This is a genomic window from Microbacterium sp. GW823-FHT02G05 (assembly GCF_058797175.1).
Window position 1 is genome coordinate 359,455 of record NZ_JBXAJK010000002.1, and the last position, 22,683, is coordinate 382,137.

At 66.7% G+C, this 22,683-nt stretch carries 22 protein-coding genes and 1 pseudogene; 3 read left to right on the forward strand and 20 right to left on the reverse strand.

The genetic code is table 11. From position 1 onward, the window contains the following. Positions 1-49: 49 nt before the first annotated feature. The 14 genes and pseudogenes from nusB to AC1REM_RS11710 form a co-directional block, all read right to left on the reverse strand. Positions 50-460 carry a transcription antitermination factor NusB gene (gene nusB / locus AC1REM_RS11645; RefSeq protein ID WP_204939979.1) on the reverse strand — a complete coding sequence of 137 codons (411 nt, stop codon included), beginning with the start codon at positions 458-460 and terminating at the stop codon, positions 50-52. 3 nt (positions 461-463) lie between these two features. Then, positions 464-1,024: an elongation factor P gene (gene efp / locus AC1REM_RS11650; RefSeq protein ID WP_492514769.1), complete on the reverse strand. Its 561-nt coding sequence runs from the start codon at positions 1,022-1,024 to the stop codon at positions 464-466. Positions 1,025-1,129: 105 nt separating this feature from the next. After that, the gene (locus AC1REM_RS11655; RefSeq protein WP_492515481.1) at positions 1,130-1,591 is read right to left on the reverse strand and encodes a type II 3-dehydroquinate dehydratase; all 462 of its coding nucleotides are present in this window, start codon (positions 1,589-1,591) and stop codon (positions 1,130-1,132) included. 60 nt (positions 1,592-1,651) lie between these two features. Beyond that, positions 1,652-2,101, reverse strand: a pseudogene (locus AC1REM_RS11660) (GNAT family N-acetyltransferase); the annotation flags it as partial. After that, positions 2,098-3,198, reverse strand: coding sequence for a 3-dehydroquinate synthase (gene aroB, locus AC1REM_RS11665; protein ID WP_492514770.1), 1,101 nt, complete (start codon positions 3,196-3,198; stop codon positions 2,098-2,100). The pseudogene AC1REM_RS11660 and the gene aroB, both read right to left, overlap by 4 nt. Further along, positions 3,195-3,710 (reverse strand): shikimate kinase, encoded by a 516-nt coding sequence (locus AC1REM_RS11670; RefSeq protein ID WP_492514771.1) that lies wholly within the window; start codon positions 3,708-3,710, stop codon positions 3,195-3,197. Before AC1REM_RS11670 ends, aroB begins: the two co-directional genes overlap by 4 nt. A gap of 13 nt (positions 3,711-3,723) precedes the next feature. After that, positions 3,724-4,953: a chorismate synthase gene (gene aroC, locus AC1REM_RS11675; protein WP_492514772.1), complete on the reverse strand. Its 1,230-nt coding sequence runs from the start codon at positions 4,951-4,953 to the stop codon at positions 3,724-3,726. Positions 4,954-4,957: 4 nt separating this feature from the next. Beyond that, complete coding sequence (locus tag AC1REM_RS11680; RefSeq protein WP_492514773.1) at positions 4,958-5,803, reverse strand: shikimate dehydrogenase; 846 nt, start codon at positions 5,801-5,803, stop codon at positions 4,958-4,960. 4 nt (positions 5,804-5,807) lie between these two features. Then, a complete protein-coding gene (mltG, locus tag AC1REM_RS11685; RefSeq protein ID WP_492514774.1) occupies positions 5,808-7,334 on the reverse strand; it encodes an endolytic transglycosylase MltG in 1,527 nt (508 codons plus the stop codon). A 2-nt stretch (positions 7,335-7,336) separates the two neighbouring features. Further along, the gene (ruvX, locus tag AC1REM_RS11690; RefSeq protein ID WP_492514775.1) at positions 7,337-7,810 is read right to left on the reverse strand and encodes a Holliday junction resolvase RuvX; all 474 of its coding nucleotides are present in this window, start codon (positions 7,808-7,810) and stop codon (positions 7,337-7,339) included. Beyond that, positions 7,807-10,467: an alanine--tRNA ligase gene (alaS, locus tag AC1REM_RS11695; protein ID WP_492514776.1), complete on the reverse strand. Its 2,661-nt coding sequence runs from the start codon at positions 10,465-10,467 to the stop codon at positions 7,807-7,809. The genes ruvX and alaS overlap by 4 nt, the downstream gene beginning before the upstream one ends. A gap of 64 nt (positions 10,468-10,531) precedes the next feature. Next, positions 10,532-10,729: a hypothetical protein gene (locus tag AC1REM_RS11700; RefSeq protein ID WP_204937313.1), complete on the reverse strand. Its 198-nt coding sequence runs from the start codon at positions 10,727-10,729 to the stop codon at positions 10,532-10,534. 107 nt (positions 10,730-10,836) lie between these two features. Beyond that, on the reverse strand, positions 10,837-11,466 hold the full coding sequence (gene rpsD / locus AC1REM_RS11705; RefSeq protein WP_204937314.1) for a 30S ribosomal protein S4: 630 nt from the start codon (positions 11,464-11,466) through the stop codon (positions 10,837-10,839). Positions 11,467-11,664: 198 nt separating this feature from the next. Further along, positions 11,665-12,999: a replication-associated recombination protein A gene (locus tag AC1REM_RS11710; protein ID WP_492514777.1), complete on the reverse strand. Its 1,335-nt coding sequence runs from the start codon at positions 12,997-12,999 to the stop codon at positions 11,665-11,667. A 73-nt stretch (positions 13,000-13,072) separates the two neighbouring features. On the opposite strand from AC1REM_RS11710, the gene AC1REM_RS11715 reads away from it, so the two are divergent. From AC1REM_RS11715 to AC1REM_RS11725, 3 genes are all read left to right on the forward strand, one after another. Further along, complete coding sequence (locus AC1REM_RS11715; RefSeq protein ID WP_492514778.1) at positions 13,073-13,372, forward strand: hypothetical protein; 300 nt, start codon at positions 13,073-13,075, stop codon at positions 13,370-13,372. 94 nt (positions 13,373-13,466) lie between these two features. Continuing rightward, positions 13,467-14,816, forward strand: a complete 1,350-nt coding sequence (locus AC1REM_RS11720) for a DUF349 domain-containing protein (protein ID WP_492514779.1) — start codon at positions 13,467-13,469, stop codon at positions 14,814-14,816. A gap of 82 nt (positions 14,817-14,898) precedes the next feature. After that, complete coding sequence (locus AC1REM_RS11725) at positions 14,899-15,486, forward strand: hypothetical protein (RefSeq protein WP_492514780.1); 588 nt, start codon at positions 14,899-14,901, stop codon at positions 15,484-15,486. Here the strand turns inward: AC1REM_RS11725 and AC1REM_RS11730 are convergent. The 6 genes from AC1REM_RS11730 to ruvA form a co-directional block, all read right to left on the reverse strand. Next, positions 15,473-17,719, reverse strand: a complete 2,247-nt coding sequence (locus AC1REM_RS11730; protein WP_204937318.1) for a RelA/SpoT family protein — start codon at positions 17,717-17,719, stop codon at positions 15,473-15,475. The genes AC1REM_RS11725 and AC1REM_RS11730 overlap by 14 nt on opposite strands. 94 nt (positions 17,720-17,813) lie before the next feature. Continuing rightward, positions 17,814-18,803, reverse strand: coding sequence for a protein translocase subunit SecF (gene secF / locus AC1REM_RS11735; RefSeq protein ID WP_492514781.1), 990 nt, complete (start codon positions 18,801-18,803; stop codon positions 17,814-17,816). Beyond that, on the reverse strand, positions 18,803-20,518 hold the full coding sequence (gene secD / locus AC1REM_RS11740; protein ID WP_492514782.1) for a protein translocase subunit SecD: 1,716 nt from the start codon (positions 20,516-20,518) through the stop codon (positions 18,803-18,805). The genes secF and secD overlap by 1 nt, the downstream gene beginning before the upstream one ends. 37 nt (positions 20,519-20,555) lie before the next feature. Beyond that, the gene (locus AC1REM_RS11745; protein WP_492514783.1) at positions 20,556-20,960 is read right to left on the reverse strand and encodes a preprotein translocase subunit YajC; all 405 of its coding nucleotides are present in this window, start codon (positions 20,958-20,960) and stop codon (positions 20,556-20,558) included. Positions 20,961-21,036: 76 nt separating this feature from the next. Beyond that, on the reverse strand, positions 21,037-22,065 hold the full coding sequence (gene ruvB / locus AC1REM_RS11750; RefSeq protein WP_492514784.1) for a Holliday junction branch migration DNA helicase RuvB: 1,029 nt from the start codon (positions 22,063-22,065) through the stop codon (positions 21,037-21,039). Next, positions 22,058-22,672 carry a Holliday junction branch migration protein RuvA gene (gene ruvA / locus AC1REM_RS11755; protein WP_492514785.1) on the reverse strand — a complete coding sequence of 205 codons (615 nt, stop codon included), beginning with the start codon at positions 22,670-22,672 and terminating at the stop codon, positions 22,058-22,060. Before ruvA ends, ruvB begins: the two co-directional genes overlap by 8 nt. Positions 22,673-22,683 lie beyond the last annotated feature (11 nt).

Sequence of the window (22,683 nt, forward strand, 5' to 3'; positions counted from 1 at the left end):
CGATCCTCCTCCACACCACCGACATTCGCGTCAGCCGACGCGGAGGACGTCAGTTCGCGCGAGCGACGCGCGCAAGCACGCCGTGCACGAACGCGCCGGAATCATCCGTCGAGAACTCCTTGGCGAGCTCGACGGCCTCATCGATCGCAACGGCCGTCGGCACCTCGGGGTTGTGCAGGATCTCCCACACACCGATGCGCAGCAGAGCACGGTCGACGGCGGGCATCCGCTCGATCTTCCAGTCGCGACTGTGCGTCGTGATCTGCTCATCGATCTCTTCGCCGTGGTCGACGATGCCGTCGACGATCTCGCGGGCGTAGCCCCAGGAAGCCTCACGGGCAGGCTCGCCCGCCGCGCGCTTCGCCTCGGCGGCGAGCGTTGTCGTCAGCGCATCGCCGCGCACATCCGAGGAGAAAAGAATGTCAAGAGCGCGCTTGCGCGCCTTCGTCCGGGCGCTCACGCCTTACTTCTCGCGACCGAGGTAGTCACCCGTGCGAGTGTCGACCTTGACCTTCGTGCCCGCTTCGACGAAGAGCGGAACCTGGATCTCGTAGCCGGTCTCGACCGTCGCGGGCTTGGTGCCTGCAGACGAGCGGTCGCCCTGAAGGCCCGGCTCGGTGTAGGTGACCTCGAGGATCACGGATGCCGGAAGGTCGATGTAGAGCGGGTTGCCCTTGTTGAGCGCGATCGTGACCTGCTGGTTCTCGAGCAGGAAGTTCTTCGCGTCGCCCACGGTCGCGGCGCCCACGGTCAGCTGGTCGTAGTCGTCCATGTCCATGAACACGAAGCTGTCGCCGTCGGTGTACAGGTAGGTGAAGTCGCGACGGTCGACGTTCTCGATCTCGATCTTCGTGCCCGCGTTGTAGGTGCGGTCGACGGTCTTACCCGACACGACGTTCTTGAGCTTGGTGCGCACGAACGCGCCACCCTTGCCCGGCTTGACGTGCTGGAACTCGATGACGCTCCAGAGCTGTCCGTCGATGCTGAGGACGACGCCGTTCTTGATGTCTGCGGTCGATGCCATGCGCGTGAATCCGTTTCGTGTCGAAGTATGGGTGGGCCGATCGGCGGATGCCACCGCGCAACGCGGCCGCACCGAAGCGTCAGGATCGGAGCCCGACGGTCAATTCTACGGGATGAGTGCTGCCAGCTGCCGCACGGCCTGCGCGTAGCCGTCGATCCCCTGTCCGACGACGTGCACAGCAGCGACATCGGTCAGGTACGAATGGTGTCGGAACTCCTCCCGCGCGTAGACGTCGGAGATGTGCACCTCGGCGAACGGCAGAGCGATCCCGGTCAGCGCATCACGCAGGACCACCGAGGTGTGCGTGAGGCCACCTGGATTGATCACCACAGCTGCGCAGTCCGCACGAGCGGCGTGAATCGCGTCGATCAGCACGCCCTCGTGGTTGCTCTGCACGGCACGCACCGCGTAACCGAGAGATGCGGCCTCCGCGGCCACGAGGCGCTCGACATCGGCGAGCGTCGCGGTGCCGTAGACCTCTGGCTCTCGCGTGCCGAGCAGGTTCAGGTTCGGACCGTTGACCAGCAGGATCCGGCGCCCCGGGCCATCCGTCAGCTCCCGTGCCATCTCGATCTCGTCGCCGATGGATGTCGTCATCGTGACGCCCGTCGGCAGGAAACCAGAGCGCTGATATGCGCGCTGAGCGCGCGCGTTGTCGACGTGGACGCCCAGGTGCAGGCGGGTGTCGCCGTGGCTCGCCGACCAGGAGGCGGCGGCATCCAACAGCTGATCGATGAGCCCGTCACCGCGGTGAGAGGCTCGGACGTACACACCCACAACGTTGCTGCGTGATTCCGCGAGAACATCGCCGTGGTAATCGGTGCTTCCGGCGGCGGCACGCAGGACCGTCACCGAGCCGACCCAGCCTTCGGCATCCTCCGCGATGAACTGCGCGACGGCATCTCCCGACGCCGAGTTGCTGGCGCGCTCCTGCCAGAACTCGTCGGGCTGGAGCGAGGCGTTCTCCCACGTCTCGAGAAACGCCACATCTGCTGCAGGATCGCGCAGGGCCTCCAGGCGCAGGGCGCGCACGGCGAACCATTCGTCAGCCCGAACCCGGCGCACCACGGTGCTCATGCACCGACCTCCTGATAGGCGGCGAACAGCAGCGACTCATCCGGAGCCTGCAGAACGGTCGGCTTCGCGATGTCATCGAGGACGATGAAACGCAGCATGCCGCCGCGGCTCTTCTTGTCGCGCTGCATCGTCGACAGGAGCGTCGCCCAGGCGCCGCTGCGATAGCTCGTCGGCAGCCCCAGCGACTCGAGTACGTCGCGGTGACGCTGCACCGCCGCATCCGGAAGCCGGCCCGCGAGGCGCGAGAGCTCTGCGGCGAACATCATGCCGATCGAGATCGCTGCACCGTGGCGCCAGCGGTAGCGCTCCGCGTGCTCGATCGCATGTCCCAGCGTGTGACCGTAGTTGAGGATCTCGCGCTGCCCCGCCTCACGGAAGTCATTTGACACGACCTGCGCCTTCATGTCGATCGCGAGTTCGATCGTGCGACGGAACTCCTGCGTTGTCGTGTCCACGGCGCGTGCGGGGTCCGCCTCGATGAGGTCCAGAATCTCCGGCGCCCAGATGAAGCCCGCTTTCACGACCTCGGCATAGCCCGCCGTCGCCTCGTTCGCGCTGAGGCTCCCGAACTCGTCGAGATCACCGATGACGGCCCGCGGGGCCCAGAAGGCACCGACGAGATTCTTGCCCTCGTTCGTGTTGAGGCCGGTCTTGCCACCGATCGCTGCATCGACGAGTCCGAGCACCGTGGTCGGCACCTGCACGACCTGGATGCCCCGCAGCCACGTCGCCGCGACGAAGCCGGCGACATCGGTCACGGCGCCGCCGCCGTAGCCGATCACCGCGTCGGTGCGCGTGAAGTCGGACTGCCCCATGATCTGCCAGCAGAAAGCCGCGACCTCGATGCGCTTGCCGGATTCGGCATCCGGGATCTCTGCCAGCAAGACCTCGCGAGGACCGTTGCTCGTATCCGAGACGAGTCGATCACGCAGTTCGGCGGCACGGTCGGCAAGTGTCGGCGGGTGCACGACGAGGACTTTGCGCACAGCGGGGTCGAGTGCCCCGGAGACGCGGTCCAGGATGCTGCGTCCGACGACGATCTCGTAGGGGTCAGCGCCCGCCGTCGTCACCGTGAAGGTCGATGTCTGCTCGCTCATTCGCGTCCTCTCATCCAGTTCACGACCTGCTCCGCAACGCGCTGCATCGGCGTGCGGGATGTGTCGAAAGTCTCATCGGCCACCTCGTCGTACCAGTCGCGTCGCGCATCGGCGATGCGCGACCATGCGGCGACGGGGTCGTCTCCGGCCAGGAGCGGCCGTGTGGTGTCTGCGATGCGGGCGGCGACCGCTTCTGCACTGACGGTCAAGTGCGCGACGGGCACCGCGCGCAGCAGTTCCCGTGTCGCAGGGGTCACGACGGCGCCACCGCCGAGCGACACGACGCCGCCTCGCGTGATCGCCGCGGCGACAGCCTCTGCCTCCCACGCCCGGAACTGCGCCTCACCGTGTGTCGCGAAGATCTCGGGGATTGCTCCGTGAGCAGCCGCGATCACCTTGTCGGTGTCGACGAAGCGCAGACCGAGCGCCTTCGCGACACGACGACCGACGCTGGTCTTCCCGGCGCCCATCGGCCCCACGAGAACAAGCACGTCACCCGCGGTGGATGGCATCGACGCAGCAGGATCAGGCAAGCTCATCGTGCAGGATCAGCGCCTCGTCCGACGCGGATGCCGTGCGCAGCTCGGCCGGGATCGCCGCGAGGTAGGCATCGAAGTTACGACGAGTCTCTGCGACGCTGTCTCCCCCGAACTTCTCGAGCACCGAGTTGGCCAGCTCGATCGCCACCATCGCCTCGGCCACGACACCGGCAGCGGGAACCGCACAGACGTCGGAGCGCTGGTGGTGCGCGGATGCCGCCTCGCCGGAGGTGACATCGATCGTGCGCAGAGCGTGGGGAACGGTTGCGATGGGCTTCATGCCGGCGCGGACACGCAGCACGGTACCTGTCGACATGCCGCCCTCGGTTCCGCCGGCACGGTCAGACCCGCGAGTGATGCCGTTCTCGGCGACGAAGAGCTCATCGTGCGCAGCCGATCCACGGCGGCGCGTGGTCTCGAAGCCGTCGCCGACCTCGACGCCCTTGATCGCCTGGATGCTCATGAGCGCGTAGGCAAGACGTGCGTCGAGTCGACGGTCCCAGTGCACATGCGATCCGAGTCCGGGCGGGAGGCCATAGGCGAGAACCTCGACGATGCCGCCGAGAGTGTCGCCGTCCTTGCGGGCCGAGGCCACCTCTTCGACCATCAGCGTGGAGGTCGCGGGGTCGAAGCAGCGCAGCGGATCGGCGTCGAGCGTTGCGACGTCGTCGGGGCCGGGAAGCGGAGAACCGTCCGGAACGCGCACCGGCCCGATCGAGAGCGTGTGGCTGACCAGTCGAATGCCGAGCTCGCCGAGGAAAGCGCGAGCCAGTGCGCCGAGGGCGACGCGGGCCGCGGTCTCGCGGGCGCTCGCACGCTCGAGAATGGGGCGAGCCTCGTCGAAGCCGTACTTCTGCATACCCACGAGGTCGGCGTGACCGGGACGCGGGCGCGTCAGAGGTGCGCTGCGACCGCGCGAGCGATCGGTCAGCCCGACCGGCTCGGGGTTCATGACCTCGATCCACTTCGGCCATTCGGTGTTGCCGATGCGCAGTGCGATCGGACTGCCCAGACTGCGACCATGGCGGACGCCGCCGGAGATCGTGAGGGCATCAGCCTCGAACTTCATCCGCGATCCGCGGCCGTCGCCGAGCTTGCGCCGGGCCAGGTCGGCCTGAATCGCCTCCGAGGACAGCGGGACCCCCGCAGGGAGTCCTTCCATGACGGCAATGAGTTCGGGACCGTGCGATTCGCCGGCCGTGAGCACGCGGAGCATGCCTCTAGTCTCCCATGACGGCCGCGCGCATTTCGGCCACGACGGCTTCTTCGTCATCCAGCACCGCGAGGGGGTCTCCGTGCAGGAAAATGCGCACCTGCGCGACCGCCTGATGCAGAAGCATTCCGATGCCGGAGAGACGCGGCGCGTCTGTCCACTGCTCCGCAAGTGCCGAGGGCCACGGCGCGTACGCCACGTCGAACAGTGCACCGCCCGCATCGCCGAGCGCACGCGAGATCCCAGGCTCCAGACGAATACCACTGGGCAGTGTCGCGATCGTCACATCGACCGTCGAATGTGACGCGTCGAAAGCGGATCCGTCGACCGCGACCCCGATCTCCTCGCCGAGTGCGCGCAGCGGCGCCACTGCCTCGGGGCGTCGCGCGACGACATCGATCCGCGTCGCACCGAGTTCGGCAAGGGCAAGGATGGCGGATGCCGCGGTGGCACCCGCGCCCAGGATGCGCGCCCGCGGAATCTCCCGCAGACCGCCTTCCCGCAACGCCGCAACGAGTCCGGCGATGTCCGTGTTGAAGCCGTGTCCGCGCAGCGGACCACTCACCAGCAGGGTATTGACAGCACCCGTGAGCGTCGCGGCACGGTCACGCGTGTGGGCCCAGCGGAACGCTTCCTCCTTCAGCGGCATCGTCAGCGAGAGGCCTCGCCAGGAAGCGTCCAATTCGGCGATCGCCGCAGAGAACGCCTTCGCCGCCACCTGACGACGCGTGTACGACCAGTCCAGACCGAGAGCGCGATACGCGGCGCTGTGCAGCTGAGGGGAACGGCTGTGCGCAACGGGGTCGCCCCAGACTGCCAGGCGCGTCGACGGCTCCCGGGCCACGTCGGTCACGGCGTCAGCATCCGGAATCGGGGTTCTCGGAACACCACTGCTGCATCTGCTCGACGTACACGAGGTGCTCATCGTAGGTGTTCGTGAAGATCGTCTCGCCTGTGTCCATGTTGACGGTCACGAAGTAGAACCAGGGCCCGTCGACCGGGTGCATCGCCGCGTCGATGGCGAGGTCGCCCGCGCTCGCGATCGGCCCCACGGGAAGTCCAGGATACATGTACGTATTCCAGCCGTTGTCGTCGTTGCGCGCCTCCTCCGACGTGCTCGCTTCCCCCTGGTGCAGCTGACCGTAGCCGTACTGCACGGTCGAGTCCATCTCGAGGCGGCCGCCCGTCTCGGCGTTGTCGGGACCGAGGCGATTCTGGATCACTCGGGAGACCTTGTAGAAGTCCTCTTCGTACCGCGCTTCGCGCTGGATGATCGAGGCGATTGTGAGGATGCGCTGCTCTTCACCGGCAGGCACACCCGCTGCTGCCAGTGATTCTCGTGTGCGCTCGACCATCGCTGCGATGACCTCCGTCGCCGGCGTACCGGCTTCGAAGGTGTCGTACAGGGCCGGGAACAGCCAGCCTTCGAGTGTCGGCGCGGCCACGCCGTAGACGGTCGGATCTGCGACAGCTGCTTCGAGATCCGCCATCGGGATGTCCAGGCTCTCGGAGAGGATCGGGAGGATGGCCGCGATCGAGAGCCCCTCCCGGATGAGCGCGGAGTTCTCCAGCTTGTTCGCGGGATCATCGAGCGCAGCCAGGGCCGCCGCAGCGGTCATCTTCGTCTGCAGCCGATACACGCCCGGGTAGAACGTCTTCGCGATGTTCTCCTTCACGAGCATGTCGTAGAAGACGTCCGAGGTCTTCGTCACGCCTGCGCGATGCAGGGCCGCGGAGACCTCGCTGCCGGTGTCGCCGCTGGAGATCGTGACGAGGGTCTCCCCCGTCGCGATGCCCTCCTCGTAGTCTTTGGGCTCGCCCCAGCCCATGACCTCGCTGATGCGATCGCCATAGACGTTCCACACCGCGACGCCACCAGCGGCGGCGCCCCCGAGCAGCACGAGCAGGATGATCAGCGCGATCAGACAGCCCTTCTTGCGCGAACGACGACGCGTCGCCGTGCTCGCCGGCGCGGCGCCTTCGTGATGGAAGAGATCGTCGAGCGTCGCGCCGGAGGGCGCCGGCGTCGCCGCATCACTCGAAGCCGAAGGACCCGGCTCCGGGGCCAGCGGCCAAGCGACCGCCTCGGGAGTGCTCATAGGCGAGGCGTCGACATCATCCGGGTTCGGGCTGGACGGAGTCGGAGCCACGATCTCCTGCGCGCCGGTGTCGCGTGCCGCCGCCTCTCGCGCTGCCCGACGGGATCCGGGAACGGGTGCGTCCTCGGTGTCGCGCCCTTCCGAAGCAGCCCGAACTGCTGCCGCCGATGAATCATCGGGAAGCGCATTCTTCGCCTGCTGCGTGACCGGATCGGGCAGGTTCTCAAAAAGATCAGCGATCGGGTCTTTGCTGTCGTCAGACGGCGCGGCAGAACGGTCGGGCATGTTCAGGCGGACTCCTCGTCGAGCGAAACCTCGGGACCGGCCGGGTTGCCGGTGCGTTTCTCGGTGTCGATCGCGTGCTGCAGCAGCACCACCGCGGCGACCTGATCCACAATGCCACGGGAGCCCCGCTGAGTGCGACCCGACGAACGTAATGCAGCGTGCGCCGTCACCGTACTCAATCGCTCGTCCACCAGAATGACCGGTAGACCTGAGGCTCGGCTGAGTTCGCGCGCGAAGCGTCGCGCATCAGCGGTCGATTCGGTGTCTTCTCCCCGCATGTTGATCGGCAGTCCGACCACGAACTCCATCGGCTCGTACTCGTCTGCCAGCGTCACCAGGCGCGCGATGGACTGCTCGTCCCGCGGCACCGTCTCGACCGGTACCGCGAGCATCCCATCGGGATCGCACCGTGCGACGCCGACGCGCGCCTTCCCGACGTCGATGCCGAGACGCACTCCGCGCCGGAAGTCACTCACGCGCGACGCAGCTCCGCTTCGATGGCCGAGAACGCGGCCGGCAGGGCCGAGGCATCTGCCCCGCCGCCCTGTGCGACATCGTCTCGTCCGCCGCCGCCGCCGCCGAGAACGCCCGCGGCGATCTTCGCGAGAGCGCCCGCCTTGGCACCGGCCGCTCTTGCCGCATCATTCGTCGCGATGACGACCATCGGCCGCCCGGCCGCAACACCTGCGACAGCCACGACAGCAGCGTCCGATCCCAAACGCTCGCGCACGGCCAGAGCGAGCTCACGCACGTCATCAGCCGAACCGACCTCGCCGACCGACTGCCCCACGAACTGGTGGGAGCCGACACGCGTGGCGGTCTCCGCAAGCGCCGGAACCTGTCCGGCGCGTTCCTTGGCTTCGAACTGGGCGATGCGCTTCTCCGCGGCCTTGAGCTGCGCGGCGAGCTCGGCGATGCGGTCGGGAAGCTGCTCACGCGGCGTCTTCAGCGACGAGGTCAGCTGCGACACGATCGCGCGCTCGGCAGCCAGTTCCCGGAAGGCGTCCTGACCGACAAGGGCTTCGATACGACGGTTGGATGCGCCGACGGATGCTTCGCCGACGAGGTTGATGAGACCGATCTCCGCGCTCGTGCTGACGTGCGTTCCCGCACACAGCTCACGCGACCAGGGGCCGCCGATGTCGACCATGCGCACGACGGAGCCGTACTTCTCGCCGAACAGTGCCATCGCACCGGCTTCCTTGGCCTCATCGAGCGACATGACGCGCGTCGTGACCTCGAGCGACTCCTGCACGGCGCGATTCGCGATCTCCTCGATCTCCGTGCGGGTCTCGGCGGAGAGCGCCTGGCCCCACGAGAAGTCGAAGCGCAGGTATCCTGCCCGGTTCAGCGAGCCCGATTGCGTCGCCGTCTTGCCGAGCGTGTCGCGAAGGGCCGCGTGCACGAGGTGGGTCGCCGAGTGCGCCTGACGCGCGGCACGGCGGTTCGCGGCATCCACGACGGTCGTGGCCGTGTCGCCGACGGCGACGCGTCCCTGACGGACCTCCACCGTGTGGCTGATGAGCCCCGGAACCGTTCGCTGCACATCCAGCACATCGAGCACGAAGCCGGGCCCGACGATCGTTCCCTTGTCGGCCACCTGACCACCGGACTCCGCATACAGCGTCGTCTCGGCGAGAACGATCTCGACGACCTGACCCTCGCTCGCGCTCGTCGCGGCCTGGCCGTCGACGAGCAGTCCCAGCACGCGGGACTCGGTCTCGAGATCGTCATACCCGAGGAACTGCGTCTCGCCGAGTGCGCGCAGGTCACCGTAGACCGAGACATCCGCCAGCTGGCGCTTGCGGCTCTTGGCATCCGCCTTGGCGCGCGAACGCTGCTCCTGCATGAGCGAGTCGAAGGCGTCGCGGTCGACGCTGAGGCCGGCTTCCTCGGCGATCTCGAGCGTGAGGTCGATCGGGAACCCGTAGGTGTCGTGCAGCAGGAACGCCTCGGAACCGGCAAGAGCCGTCGAACCCTGCTTCTTGGTGTCCTCGACCGCGAGGTCGAGAATCGTCGAACCCTGTGCCAGAGTGCGAAGGAACGTGGCCTCTTCGGCGTTGGCCGCTGTCGCGATCTGGTCCCAGTCCTGCTCGATCACCGGGTACGCCGACTTCATGGCGTCGCGGGATGCACTGAACAGCTCGGGGAAGGTCGGAGCATCCACGCCCAGCAGGCGCATGGAGCGCACGGTGCGGCGCATCAGTCGTCGCAGGATGTAACCGCGACCCTCGTTGGAGGGACGAACACCGTCGGAGAGCAGCATGAGCGAGGAGCGCACGTGGTCGGCGATGACGCGGAAGCGCACATCGTCTTCATGCGAAGCACCGTAGGTGCGGCCCGAGATCTCCTCGGCGCGGTCGAGCACGGGACGCACCTGATCGGTCTCGTACATGTTCTCGACACCCTGCTTGAACATCGCGACGCGCTCCAGGCCCATGCCCGTGTCGATGTTCTTGTTCGGCAGGAAGCCTGCGATGTCGAAGTCCACCTTCGAGCGCACGTCACTCAGCAGATCCTGCATGAAGACGAGGTTCCAGATCTCGGTGAAGCGGTTGTCGTCGACGATCGGACCGCCATCCTTACCATAGGCAGGACCACGGTCGATGTAGATCTCGGAGCAGGGTCCGCCCGGGCCCGGCTGACCGGTGTGCCAGTAGTTGTCTTCTTTGCCCATGCGCTGGATGCGCTCCGCAGGAAGACCGGCGATCTTCTGCCACAGCGCGGCAGCCTCGTCATCCGTCTCGTAGACCGTGACCCAGATGTCACGCTCGGCGAATCCGAGACCGCCGTCGGCCTCGGACTTCGTCAGCAGGTCCCAGGCATAGGTGATGGCGCCCTCTTTGAAGTAGTCACCGAACGACCAGTTGCCGAGCATCTGGAAGAACGTGCCGTGGCGCGCGGTCTTGCCGACCTCTTCGATGTCGTTCGTGCGGATGCACTTCTGCACGTCGGCGGCCCGCGGGAACGGCGCCGGCACCACACCCGTCAGGTATGGCACGAACGGGACCATGCCCGCGATCGTGAACATGACGGTCGGGTCATCGCTCACCAGCGACGCCGAGGGAACGATCGTGTGATCGTTCTGCTCGAAGTAGTTGAGGTAGCGCTGAGCGATCTCCGCGGTCTTCATGGGAGTAAAACGTGTCCTTCTGTCAGAACGATGCACCCCGCGGGGTGCGGGAAGCGGATGAAAGTCAGTTGCGGTCGTCGTCGAGGGGCTGGGTGAGCCGCGCCTCTTGCTGACGGTAGGCATCTCCGAGGATGCCCGTGAATTCAGTGATCCGGGAATCGACCTCGGCCAGGAGGTCGTGACCGCGCGGATCCTTGTTCATGAAGTGCGCAGCCACGAAGCCACCGATCACGCCGATCAGGAACCACACCACGTTCTTCATATCGCCACCTTGCCTAGGAACCGCATTCTCACGGTGTCATCCATCGTATGCGGAAACGACAGAAGGCGTCGGGTCGCCCCGACGCCTTCTGCTGAGAATACGAGTGCTTAGCGCGCTGCGTAGTACTCGACGACGAGCTGCACTTCACAGGTCACGGGAACCTCGGCACGCTTCGGGCGACGCACGAGACGCGCCTGGAGCTTGTCGAGCTCAACCTCGAGGTAGCCGGGAACGGGCGGCAGAACCTCAGCGTGGCCACCAGCGGCGGCAACCTGGAACGGCTCGGTGCCTTCGCTCTTCGGCTTCACGTGAATGAGCTGACCCGGCTTCACGCGGAAGGACGGGCGGTCGACGAGCTGTCCGTCGACGAGGATGTGACGGTGCACGACGAGCTGGCGAGCCTGTGCGGTGGTGCGGGCGAAGCCGGCACGCAGCACAAGTGCGTCCAGACGCATCTCAAGGAGCTCGACCAGGTTCTCACCGGTCAGGCCGTCCTTGCGACGAGCCTCGTTGAACGCGATGCGCAGCTGCTTCTCGCGGATGCCGTACTGCTCGCGCAGACGCTGCTTCTCACGCAGACGGACAGCGTAGTCGCTGTCTGCCTTGCGCTTGGTGCGGCCGTGCTCGCCCGGAGCGTAGGGACGCTTCTCGAGGTAGCGGGCTGCCTTGGGCGTCAGCGGGATGCCGAGGGCACGGGACAGGCGGACCTTGCGGCGGTCCTGGGACTTCGTAACCACGAAGCTTCCTTCCGATTACGCGGCCGTGTCTTTCACGGCTCGCGGACGTATCGCCTCGATTCCGCCTGCTCGATGCGCACGCCGGGGCACGTCGAGAAGTGGTGCAGGAAAAGAGGGATGCCCGAAAACACGGTTTCGAGCCGCATCAATCCTACCAGGCCGCTCGCGCGCCGCACGCGCGCGGTGTGCGACGTGGGATCAGGAGCCCAGGATGCGACGGATCCGCTCCAGCCGCGCATGCACATCACGCTCTGCGCCGAGCTGCTTCGGTGCGTAGTAGGTGCGTCCGCGCAGCTCGTCAGGAAGGTACTGCTGGGCGACGATCCCAGCGTCCGCGTCGTGCGGGTAGCGATAGCCCTTGCCGTGCCCGAGGCGCTTCGCTCCCGGATAGTGCGCATCGCGCAGATGCACAGGCACCCGGCCGAAGCCGCCGGCGCGGATATCGGCGATGGCAGCGTCGATGCCGATGTAGGCGGCGTTCGACTTGGCGGTCGTCGCCAGGTAGATCGTCGCCTCGGCAAGCGGGATACGCCCTTCCGGCATTCCGATGAAGGCCACGGCGTCGGCCGCCGCGACCGCGATCCCCAGCGCCTGCGGATCCGCGAGGCCTACATCCTCAGCGGCCGAGATCACGAGCCGCCGCGCGATGAACCGCGGATCTTCTCCTGCCTCGATCATCCGAGCGAGATAGTGCAGGGCGGCGTCGACATCGGAGCCGCGGATCGACTTGATGAACGCGCTCACCACGTCGTAGTGCTCATCCCCCTGCCGGTCGTAGCGCAGCAGGGCGCGGTCGACAGCCTGCGCGACGTCATCATCTGTGATGCGCGGCTTCTCCCCGTCCACGACACGCTCAGGTGACGCCGCCACCGATGCCGCCGCCTCCAGGCCCGTCAGCGCACGTCGACCGTCACCGGACGCGAGGCGGATCAGCGCAGCACGGGCGGAGTCGTCCACCTCGATCTGATCGTTCAAGCCGCGCGCATCCGCCACCGCTCGATCGATCAGCACGCCGATGTCGTCGTCAGTCAGCGGCTGCAGGGTGAGCAACAGCGACCGCGAGAGGAGCGGCGAGATGACCGAGAACGAGGGATTCTCGGTGGTCGCCGCGATCAGGATCACCCAGCCGTTCTCGACACCGGGCAGAAGCGCATCCTGCTGCGCCTTCGTGAAGCGATGGATCTCGTCGAGGAACAGGATCGTGCTCTGGCCGTACAGATCGCGCTGGTTCAGCGCCTGCTGCATGACCTCACGCACATCCTTCACGCCCGCAGTGATCGCGGAGAGCTCGACGAAACGTCGTCCCGATGACCGGGCGATGGCCTGGGCGAGGGTCGTCTTGCCGGTTCCCGGTGGCCCCCAGAGGATCATCGACACCGTGCCGGGTGCCGCCGCCGCGGGATCGGCAAGCGTCACGATCGGCGAACCGGGACGAAGCAGATGCTGCTGGCCCGCCACTTCTGCCAGGGATGTCGGGCGCATGCGCACGGCCAACGGCGTCTGAGCCGAGAGCAGGGGCGCGGGAGAGGTCACCGTCCCAGGCTAATGCGCCCCGCCGACATCGCTCGCGGTAGGCTCGCACCTGCCCCGTCCCTCAGGAGATGACATGTCTGCACGACGCCCTTCGAAAGCCCGCGACCGCAGCGTTCGCGAAGCTCAGGAACGCGCCCGACTGCACGCCGCGCGCACGGAGTGGCACGCCTCGCGCATCCGTCGTCGCGTGCGCGACAACGTCATCGTGGGCATCGTGGGCGGGGTGATCGTCGCGGCCGCTTTCGTGAGTCAGGCCGTGCACGCACAGGTGACAGCGCCGGCACCCGCGCCGAGTCCTTCGCCGACCTCCACGGTCGAGCCGACGCCGGAAGCACCCGCCGTCGAGACCCCCACACCGACGCCTGCACCGTAGGCGCGACAAGGCGGCCCACCATTCTCCGAGCGGCGTACTAGGCTGAAGACTGTCCTTTCCGCCTCCCGCGGCACAGTCGCGCAAGGAGTTCACCGTGTCTGCCAACGAGCCCACGAATACGCCCACCCCGGTCCCCGCGCCCCCGCGCATGCCACGTCCCACTCCCCCGGCGCCCACCGCCCCGGCGGCCGCACCCGCGTCGCCGGTCGCATCCGCCGACTCGGCCGAGTGGGGCCGCGTTGACGACGAAGGCACCGTCTCGGTCCGCGAGGGCGAAGACTGGCGCATCGTCGGGCAGTACCCCGACGGAACGCCCGCCGAGGCTCTCGCCTACTTCGTGCGCAAGTTCGATGACATCGCCTTCAAGGTTCACACGCTCGAGCAGCGGCACCAGGCCGGCGGTGCATCGGCATCCGATCTGACGAAGCAGGCGCGTCACCTCCTCACCGAGGTGACCGATGCTGCCGCCGTCGGCAACCTCGCAGAACTGCGCGAGCGTCTCGACACCCTCGTCGCCTCGCTGGCTGAAGCCACTCGCCTCGAGTCACAGCAGGCGAAGGCCGCGCTGGACGAGGCCATCGCGCACCGGACGTCACTCGTCGAGCGCGCCGAGGCGATCGCCGCACAGGACCTCTCGTCTGTGCAGTGGAAGAAGGTCACGGTCGAGATGACCGAGCTCTTCGAGTCCTGGCAGGCGCACCAGCAGTCCGGCCCGCACCTGCCCAAGGGCGTGGCCCAGCAGCTCTGGAAGCGTTTCCGCGATGCTCGCTCGACCGTCGATCGTCACCGCCGCGCTTTCTATGCCGAGCTTGACGAGAACCACAAGGTCGCCCGCGACCGCAAGGCACGTCTGGTCGAGCGCGCCGAGGCTCTGGCCCCGCGTGGTCTCGACGGCATCCCGGCGTACCGCACACTGCTCGATGAGTGGAAGGCTGCGGGTCGTGCCGGTCGCAAGGCCGACGACGCCCTGTGGGCGAAGTTCAAGGCCGCCGGCGACGCCCTCTACGCCGCACGTGCAGAGCAGTCCGCCGCTGAAGAAGCCGAATCCGCGCCCCGCATCGAAGAGCGCACAGCGCTCCTCGAGGAGGCCAAGGCCGTGGCCGATGAGGCGAACATCGCAAAGGCCCGTGCCCTGCTCACGCGCATCCAGCGCCAGTGGGATGAGGTCGGGCGTATCTTCCCGCGCGACAAGGAGCGCGCGCTGGATGACAAGCTGCGCGTGATCGAGCAGGCTCTGAAGGCACGTGAAGATGTCGACTGGAAGCGTAACAACCCCGAGACCAAAGCACGTGCCGGCGCGATGAGCAGCCAGCTCATCGATGCGATCGCCAAGCTTGAGGCGGAACGGGACGCCGCCGAGAAGTCCGGCAATGCGAGGGCTCTCAAGGAGGCGACAGAGGCACTTGAGGCCCGTCGCGCCTGGCTCTCGGCACTCGAGGGCTAGCCACCCGCCGCTTCGGCAGACTCTTTCCACAGGGGAGGCACCCACACGTGCCTCCCCTGTGTTGTTCCCGCAGACTGGTCGGGTGCATCCCGCCTTTCTTCTCATCCCCGGTGAACGTCTCTCGCAGGCGGAGCTCAGCGCCGCCCGTCTCGACGGCGACGTGATCGAGCTCGGCGACGCGTACACACCCACCGACCTCGTCGAAAGCGCAGTCACGCGCGCGCACGGCATCAGCATGCACCGACACGGACACGCCGGTCTGGCGTTCGTGGGGCCGAGCGCCGCGTGGATTCTCGGCGCGGGCGATCAACCGCCGAACCATCATCATCTTCAGCGCGCAATCCCCCGCCGGGGCCGCCTCACCCCGACGCCCCGCGCGACGCTGCATGACACTCTGCTCCCGGATGGAGATCAGCTGCTCATCGGCGGCGTCCTCGTCTCGACTTCCGGGCGAACCCTCTGGGACCTTGCCCGGTGGGCACGGCGGGATACAGTGTGCGTGATCTGGGCTCGCCGCCTCGCACGTCTTCGTCCGGATTCTCTCGACGACGCCCTTCCGCGCCTTCCGCGTCTGAAGGGACAGCCTGGCTACCGCATGGCGACGGATCTCCTCGCGCAGCTCAGCGAAGAACGGGTGCGCGCTTCCGTCTCTCCGCTCAGGAGGAAGTGACGCGGTACACGTCATACACGGCGTCGATGCGGCGCACCGCATTGAGCACGCGATCCAGGTGCACGGTGTCACCCATCTCGAAGACGAAGCGACTCAGGGCGAGACGATCGTTCGTCGTCGACACGGTCGCCGAGAGGATGTTGACGTGATGCTCGCTGAGGACACGCGTGACGTCAGAGAGAAGACCAGCACGGTCGAGTGCCTCGACCTGGATCTGCACCAGGAAGACACTGCGCGTCGTGGGGGCCCACGAGACCTCCACGAGGCGTTCTGCATCGGCTCCCAGAGCCTTCACATTCGGGCAATCCGTACGGTGCACGGAGACGCCGCTGCCGCGTGTGACGAAACCGACGATCTCGTCGCCGGGCACGGGCGTGCAGCACTTGGCGAGCTTCACCAGGATGTCTGCCGCACCGCGGACGAGCACGCCGCTGTCTCCCTCTCGAGGAGCACGCGCGCGGCCGATCGGGATATCGATCGCCCCGGTGTTCGTGTCGTTGTCGGCGACGAGGGCCGTGACCTTCTCGAGAACCGACTGCGTCGAGACGTGCCCTTCGCCGACGGCGGCGTAGAGCGCCGAGACATCTTCGTAGCGCATCTGGTGCGCCACTTCCGTGAAGGAATCCTGGCTCATCAGGCGCTGCAGCGGTAGGTTCTGGCGACGCATCGCACGAGCGATCGCTTCCTTGCCCTGCTCGATGGCCTCTTCGCGACGCTCCTTCGTGAACCAGCCGCGAATCTTGTTGCGTGCACGGGTGCTCTTGACGAAGCTCAGCCAGTCCTGGCTGGGGCCCGCATCAGGATTCTTCGAGGTGAAGACCTCGACGACATCACCGCTCTTGAGCGTCGTCTCGAGCGGCACCAGGCGGCCGTTGACCTTGGCGCCCATCGTGCGGTGACCGATCTCGGTGTGCACGGCGTAGGCGAAGTCGACCGTCGTCGCGCCCGAGGGGAGACCGATGACACGGCCCTTCGGCGTGAAGACGTAGACCTCCTTCGCGCCGATCTCGAAGCGCAGGGAATCGAGGAACTCCCCCGGGTCGGCCGTCTCTGCCTGCCAGTCCGAGATGTGCGCGAGCCACGCCATGTCGGTGTCGCTGACGCGCTGGGAACCCTTCGGGTCGCCCGCCATCCGCTCCTTGTACATCCAGTGAGCGGCGACACCGAACTCGGCCTGCTGGTGCATCTCGTGAGTGCGGATCTGAATCTCGACCGTGCGCCCACCCGGCCCGATCACGGTGGTGTGCAACGACTGGTAGAGGTTGAACTTGGGCGTTGCGATGTAGTCCTTGAATCGACCCGGCAGGGGTGTCCATCGTGCATGGATCGCGCCGAGCACGGCGTAGCAGTCGCGGACCGTCCCGACGAGCACCCGGATGCCGACCAGGTCGTAGATGTCGTCGAACTCGCGTCCCCGGATGACCATCTTCTGGTAGACCGAGTACATCTGCTTCGGTCGACCGCCGACCTTGCCGCGGACACGAAGGTCACGAAGGTCGGACTCGACGGCGGCGACGACCTCCTGGATGTACTTCTCACGCTGTGGAGTGCGCTGACGGATCAGGCTGTCGATCTCGGCGTAGATCTTCGGGTGCAGAACAGCGAAGGAGAGATCTTCGAGCTCAGACTTGATGGCCTGGATTCCGAGGCGGTGCGCCAGCGGAGCATAGATCTCAAGAGTCTCGGTGGCCTTCTTCGCCGCTTTCTCCGGGGGCACGAAACCCCAGGTGCGGGCATTGTGGAGGCGATCGGCGAGCTTGATCAGGAGCACCCGGATGTCTTTGGACATCGCGACGATCATCTTGCGGACCGTCTCGGCCTGCGCGCTCTCGCCGTACTTGACCTTGTCGAGCTTGGTGACGCCGTCGACGAGCATCGCCACTTCGTCGCCGAAGGTCGCCGCGAGGTCAGTGAGCGGATATCCTGTGTCTTCGACGGTGTCGTGCAGCAGAGCGGCGGCGATCGCTCGAGGTCCGAGGCCCATCTCCGCGAGGATCTGCGCGACGGCGAGCGGATGAGTGATGTACGGCTCACCGCTCTGGCGCTTCTGCCCCGCGTGCTTCTCCGACGCGACCTTGTACGCCTGCTCGATGATCGCAAGATCACCACGGGGGTGGTTGGTACGGGCCGTGCGGATCAGGTTGTCGAGGTCGTTGATCCGGGGCGCGCGCGAGAAGATGCGCGGCACGAGACGACGCAGGCTAGAGCCCTGAGCTGCTCCCGCTTCGGTCATCGTTCCACCTCCCCGAGAGTTCCCATCCTACGCGCGGATGAGAGTGCGCAACGTTCCGAACCACTCACGCCTGACGTCGTCTCCTGCTCTCTGATTACTCGCCGACGGCGGCGCGCTCACGCGCGGCACGAACCCGAGCGTCGCGCTCCATGATCTCCGGCTCCTTCTCGCGGAAGAGCGAGTAGAGCGGGGCCGCGACGAACAACGTCGAGTATGTCGCCACGATGATTCCGACGAAGATCGACAGCGAGATGTCTGTCAGCGTCTCGGCGCCCAGCCAGATTGCACCGATGAACAGAATGGCACCGACCGGGAGGGCCGCCACGATCGAGGTGTTGATCGAGCGCACCAGCGTCTGGTTCACCGCGAGGTTGACCGAGTCTCCGAAGAGACGGCCACTGCGTTCACCGTCCTCTGTCGTGTTCTCCCGGATCTTGTCGAACACGACCGTGGTGTCATACAGGGAGTACGCCAGGATCGTCAGGAAGCCGATGACCGCCGCCGGGGAGATCTCGAAGCCGGCGAGCGAGTAGATGCCCACCGTGATGATGAGCACATCGAGCAGACCGATGATCGCGGCTGCCGACATCTTCCACGTGCGGAAGTAGATGGCAAGGATCAGGAAGGTCAGCGCGAGGAAGATCGCGAGGCCCCACAGCGACTGACGTGTGACGTTCTCGCCCCAGCTCGGGCCGATGAATGAGGTCGTCACGGCCTCGGGCTCGACCTTGTAGGCATCCGCCAGGGCCGTAGCCACCGCACGCGTGTCCGCGTCGGTCATCTGATCGGCCTGCACACGGATGTCGCGGCCGCCGACGGTCGTCACCTTGGTGGTCGCGCCCGGGACGACAGAGCGCACAGCCTCCGTGGCCAGCGCCTGATCGGTCGATGCCGGGGCTTCCACAGTGAACTGCGAACCGCCGGTGAATTCGATCGACAGTTGGATCGGTCGGAACAGCGGCACCAGCGCTGCGCCGACGACGAGCACGATCGCGATGATGAACCACAGGCGACGGCGGGCGACGAACGGGAACGACGTCTTGCCGGTGTAGAGGTCGTTTCCGAACTCGTTCATGGAGCGCATCAGGCGTTCCCCTCGTTTCCGTTGCTGCCGGAGCTGTCGCTCGTGGCGACCGCTCGTTTGCGTTCCGCGATGGTCTGACGCCGCTCGGCCTCGTTCCGTGATCGCGCCGTTCGCGCGGCCTTGCCCATCGACCCGGGCTCGACGACGCGGAACTTGGTGCGCTCCGTGTAGACGGCGCCCAGAGCGGCCGGGTCCATGCCCGAGAGCGGGTGCCCCTGGCCGAAGAAGCGGGTGCGAGCAAGCAACTGCATGACCGGGTGCGTGAAGATGACGAAGATGAACACGTCGATCAGCGTCGTGAGACCCAGCGTGAAGGCGAAGCCCTTCACTGTCGCGTCCGCGAGGATGTACAGCACGACGGCGGCGAGCACGTTGATCGACTTCGAGATGTAGATCGTGCGCTTGGCGCGGGCCCATCCGTCTTCGACGGCGCCGGTGATCGACTTGCCATCACGCAGCTCGTCTCTTATTCGCTCGAAGTACACGATGAACGAGTCGGCCGTGAATCCGATCGAGACGATGAGACCGGCAACGCCGGCGAGCGAAAGGCGGAAGCCCATGCGCCACGCGAGGATGCAGATGATGATGTACGTCAGCACCGCCATCACGCCGATGGAGGCGATGATCACGAAGCCAAGCGCCCGATAGCTGAAGAGTGAGTAGATCGCGACGAGCGCGAGACCGATGAGTCCTGTCAGCAGACCGATCTGCAGCTGCTGCGAGCCGAGCGTCGCAGAGATCGTGTCGGAGCTGACGACCTCGAAGCTGAGCGGCAGGGCACCGTACTTGAGCTGGTCTGCCAGCGTCTTCGACGTCTCCTGGTCGAAGGTGCCGCTGATGCTGGGCTTGCCGTTGAGGATGACGCCCTGCATCTGCGGCGCCGAGATGACGGATCCGTCGAGCACGAAGGCGAACTGGTCACGCGGGGACTCGAGCCCGAAGAGGCGCTGGCTCACGCCGCCGAAGACCTCGGTGCCGTGCTGATCGAACGTGATGTTCACGACCCAGCGGCCGCTGGTCTGCTCGCGACCGCTCGTCGCGTCCGTGATCGAGCCGCCGTCGAGTTCGACCGGGCCGAGCAGGTACTTCGCGCCGTTGAGGGGATCACACGCGATCAGCGGCTCACCGGCCGGTGCGTTCGCGGGATCCTTCTGAGGGTTCGCGCAGTCGAAGGCCAGGAACTCCGCCTGCACCAGCGGGGTCGCCCAGGCGATGTCGCTGCCGTCGGTCGGCTCGGGCGACGGCGTGGACTGCAGCGTCGGATCCGGGCTCGGGAACGGAGTCTCATTGCCGTCTTCGCCGACGAAGGACGTGGCCGCCTGCGTCGTGGCGATCACGGCACGGAGTTCGAGCTTGGCGCTCGCCTCGATGCGGTTTCGCGTCTCTTCATCTGCCGCGCCCGGGATCTGGACGACGATATTGCGCCCACCCTCGGTGGTGATGTCGGCTTCACCGACACCGGAGGCGTCCACACGCTGACGGATGATCGCCGCGGCCTGCTCCATCTGCTCCTGCGACGGGTCGGCACCGTCCTCCGTGTTGGCGGCCAAAATGATCTGGGTGCCGCCCTGCAGGTCGAGTGCCAGTTCGGGAGTCCATGAGCTCTTGCCGAAACCGTAGACGCCGAGGGCGTTGATGCCGAACAGCACGCCCGTCACGACGAGCAGGCTGAGAAGGACCCGCCAGGCGTGACGAGTCGGAGAAGATGAAGCCACGAAAGATCAGCTTTCTGTCAGCGAAGGAAAATGCGCGTTACTTCTGGTCGTCGTCGCGCTCGAGACGTGCCCGCGTCTCTTCCGCGGACTCGACGCGGGGCTCGTCCAGGACAGGCTGGTCATCCAGCGGCGCGGGCTCGTCTGCGACGGCCGAGGTGTCGACGATGCGCAGGATCGCCTGCGAGTGCACGTCGATGACCGTTCCGGGCGCGATCTCGACACGCGCCGGCTTGTCGAGGTCTTCGCTGTCGAACTCGACGATTGTGCCGTAGAGCCCGCCCTGCAGCAGCACGCGCGCGCCGGGAACGGTGTCACGCTGCTTCTGCTCCTGCTCGAGCTTCATCTTCGCCGTGCGCTTGCGGGTGTTCAGGATCATGAAGACCAGGAGCACCGCCAGGATGAGGAAGAGGCCGTACTGAGCGAAGAACGTCGCGAAATCCATGTGGAGAAGGTGCCTTTCAGGGAACACGCGCGCACCGTCGATGGCAACCGCATGTGATGGGGGAAATCTTTAGCGATTATAGGTCATCGAACAATGGCGAACCCGTCGCCTGTGGAAGACCGAGATGCTGGTATGCCTCCGGCATGGCGATACGGCCACGCGGAGTGCGTCCCATGAAGCCGATCCGGACGAGATAGGGCTCGACGACGCTCTCGACGGTCTCGGGTTCTTCGCCGACCGCCACAGCAAGCGTGGAGAGGCCGACTGGACCACCGCGGAACTTGCGCACCAGCGCTTCCAGGACGGCACGGTCGAGACGATCCAGGCCGATACGGTCGACGTCATACAGGTCGAGCGCAGCGTGCACGTCCCCCGCGGAGGCTGCGGATCCTTCGCCATGAACGAGCGCGTAGTCCCGGACCCGCCGCAGCAGGCGGTTCGCGATGCGGGGTGTCCCCCGCGAGCGGCGGGCGATCTCATCGCGTGCGATCGACGGGACCTGCACGCCCAGTACCAGCGCCGAGCGGGCGACGACGCGCTCCAGCTCTTCGGCTTCGTAGTACTCGAGGTGCGCCGTGAATCCGAACCGATCACGAAGCGGGTTGGGCAGCAGACCCGATCGGGTGGTCGCCCCGACGAGGGTGAAAGGCGCCAGCTCCAGGGGGATGCTGGTCGCGCCGGCTCCCTTGCCGACCATGATGTCGATGCGGAAGTCTTCCATCGCGAGATAGAGCATCTCTTCTGCAGAGCGCGCCATCCGGTGGATCTCGTCGATGAAGAGGACTTCGCCCGGCGTGAGGCTCGACAGCAGCGCCGCCAGATCGCCCGCATGCTGAATCGCCGGACCGCTGGAGAGGCGCAGCGGCCTTTCGCTCTCGTGAGCCACGATCATCGCGAGTGTCGTCTTGCCGAGCCCGGGAGGGCCCGACAGCAGGATGTGATCAGCCGGACGTCCCTGGATGCGCGCAGCATCCAACAGCAGCTTCAGCTGGCCGCGCACCTTCTGCTGGCCGACGAACTCGTCGAGGCTGTGCGGGCGCAGCGCCCCCTCGATCGCCAGCTCCGCCTCATCGGCGACCTCACCGGCGTCGTGAAACTCAGGCACGGGCACTTCCCTGTCCGGGCCCAAGGGTGGAGAGTGTGCGCCGCAGCAGCAGCGCGACGGACTGCCGCTCCGTCTCACTCGCGTCGGCGGCGCTCTGCTCCGCAGCCTCCGCTGCCACCTTCTCGGACCACCCGAGACCGACCAGAGCGGCGACCAGCTGCTCCGTGATCGCCGTCGTCGCCGTCTGCGCCGGCGCGGCGGCGGCAGGCGGCTTCAACTTGCCCGCGAGTTGCAGCACGATGAGCTTGGCGGTCTTCGGCCCGATTCCCGACACGCGACGGAACGGCGCGTCGTCATCCGCAGCCACAGCCGTAGCGATCTGGTCGACCGACAGGTGCGAGAGCACGCCGAGCGCCGATTTCGGCCCTACGCCGGTCACGCCGATCAGGTGCCCGAACACCTCGAGCTCAGCCGTGTCGGCGAAGCCGTACAGCGAGAGCGCATCTTCGCGGACGATCAGCGACGTGTGCAGCAGAATCGTCTCGCCGACGTGCGCCGTGTGGGCGACATCTCCGGGAACCGCGACCGAGAAGCCCACGCCTCCGACTTCGACGATCACCGAATCGGCACCCGTGGAAAGCACGACGCCACGAAGGGAGGAGATCATGCTCTCACCCT

Excerpts from the sequence above, each read along its gene's own strand:
- ruvA (WP_492514785.1), bottom strand. The coding sequence starts at position 22,672 with ATGATCTCCTCCCTTCGTGGCGTCGTGCTTTCCACGGGTGCCGATTCG.
- efp (WP_492514769.1), bottom strand. The coding sequence starts at position 1,024 with ATGGCATCGACCGCAGACATCAAGAACGGCGTCGTCCTCAGCATCGAC.
- secF (WP_492514781.1), bottom strand. The coding sequence starts at position 18,803 with ATGCGCTCCATGAACGAGTTCGGAAACGACCTCTACACCGGCAAGACG.
- aroC (WP_492514772.1), bottom strand. The coding sequence starts at position 4,953 with ATGCTCCGCGTGCTCACGGCCGGCGAATCGCACGGTCCCGAACTCATT.
- AC1REM_RS11715 (WP_492514778.1), top strand. The coding sequence starts at position 13,073 with ATGTCTGCACGACGCCCTTCGAAAGCCCGCGACCGCAGCGTTCGCGAA.
- AC1REM_RS11670 (WP_492514771.1), bottom strand. The coding sequence starts at position 3,710 with ATGCCATCCACCGCGGGTGACGTGCTTGTTCTCGTGGGGCCGATGGGC.
- AC1REM_RS11655 (WP_492515481.1), bottom strand. The coding sequence starts at position 1,591 with ATGGCACGGGAGCTGACGGATGGCCCGGGGCGCCGGATCCTGCTGGTC.
- AC1REM_RS11700 (WP_204937313.1), bottom strand. The coding sequence starts at position 10,729 with ATGAAGAACGTGGTGTGGTTCCTGATCGGCGTGATCGGTGGCTTCGTG.
- alaS (WP_492514776.1), bottom strand. The coding sequence starts at position 10,467 with ATGAAGACCGCGGAGATCGCTCAGCGCTACCTCAACTACTTCGAGCAG.
- aroB (WP_492514770.1), bottom strand. The coding sequence starts at position 3,198 with ATGAGCGAGCAGACATCGACCTTCACGGTGACGACGGCGGGCGCTGAC.
- mltG (WP_492514774.1), bottom strand. The coding sequence starts at position 7,334 with ATGCCCGACCGTTCTGCCGCGCCGTCTGACGACAGCAAAGACCCGATC.
- AC1REM_RS11730 (WP_204937318.1), bottom strand. The coding sequence starts at position 17,719 with ATGACCGAAGCGGGAGCAGCTCAGGGCTCTAGCCTGCGTCGTCTCGTG.
- AC1REM_RS11745 (WP_492514783.1), bottom strand. The coding sequence starts at position 20,960 with ATGGATTTCGCGACGTTCTTCGCTCAGTACGGCCTCTTCCTCATCCTG.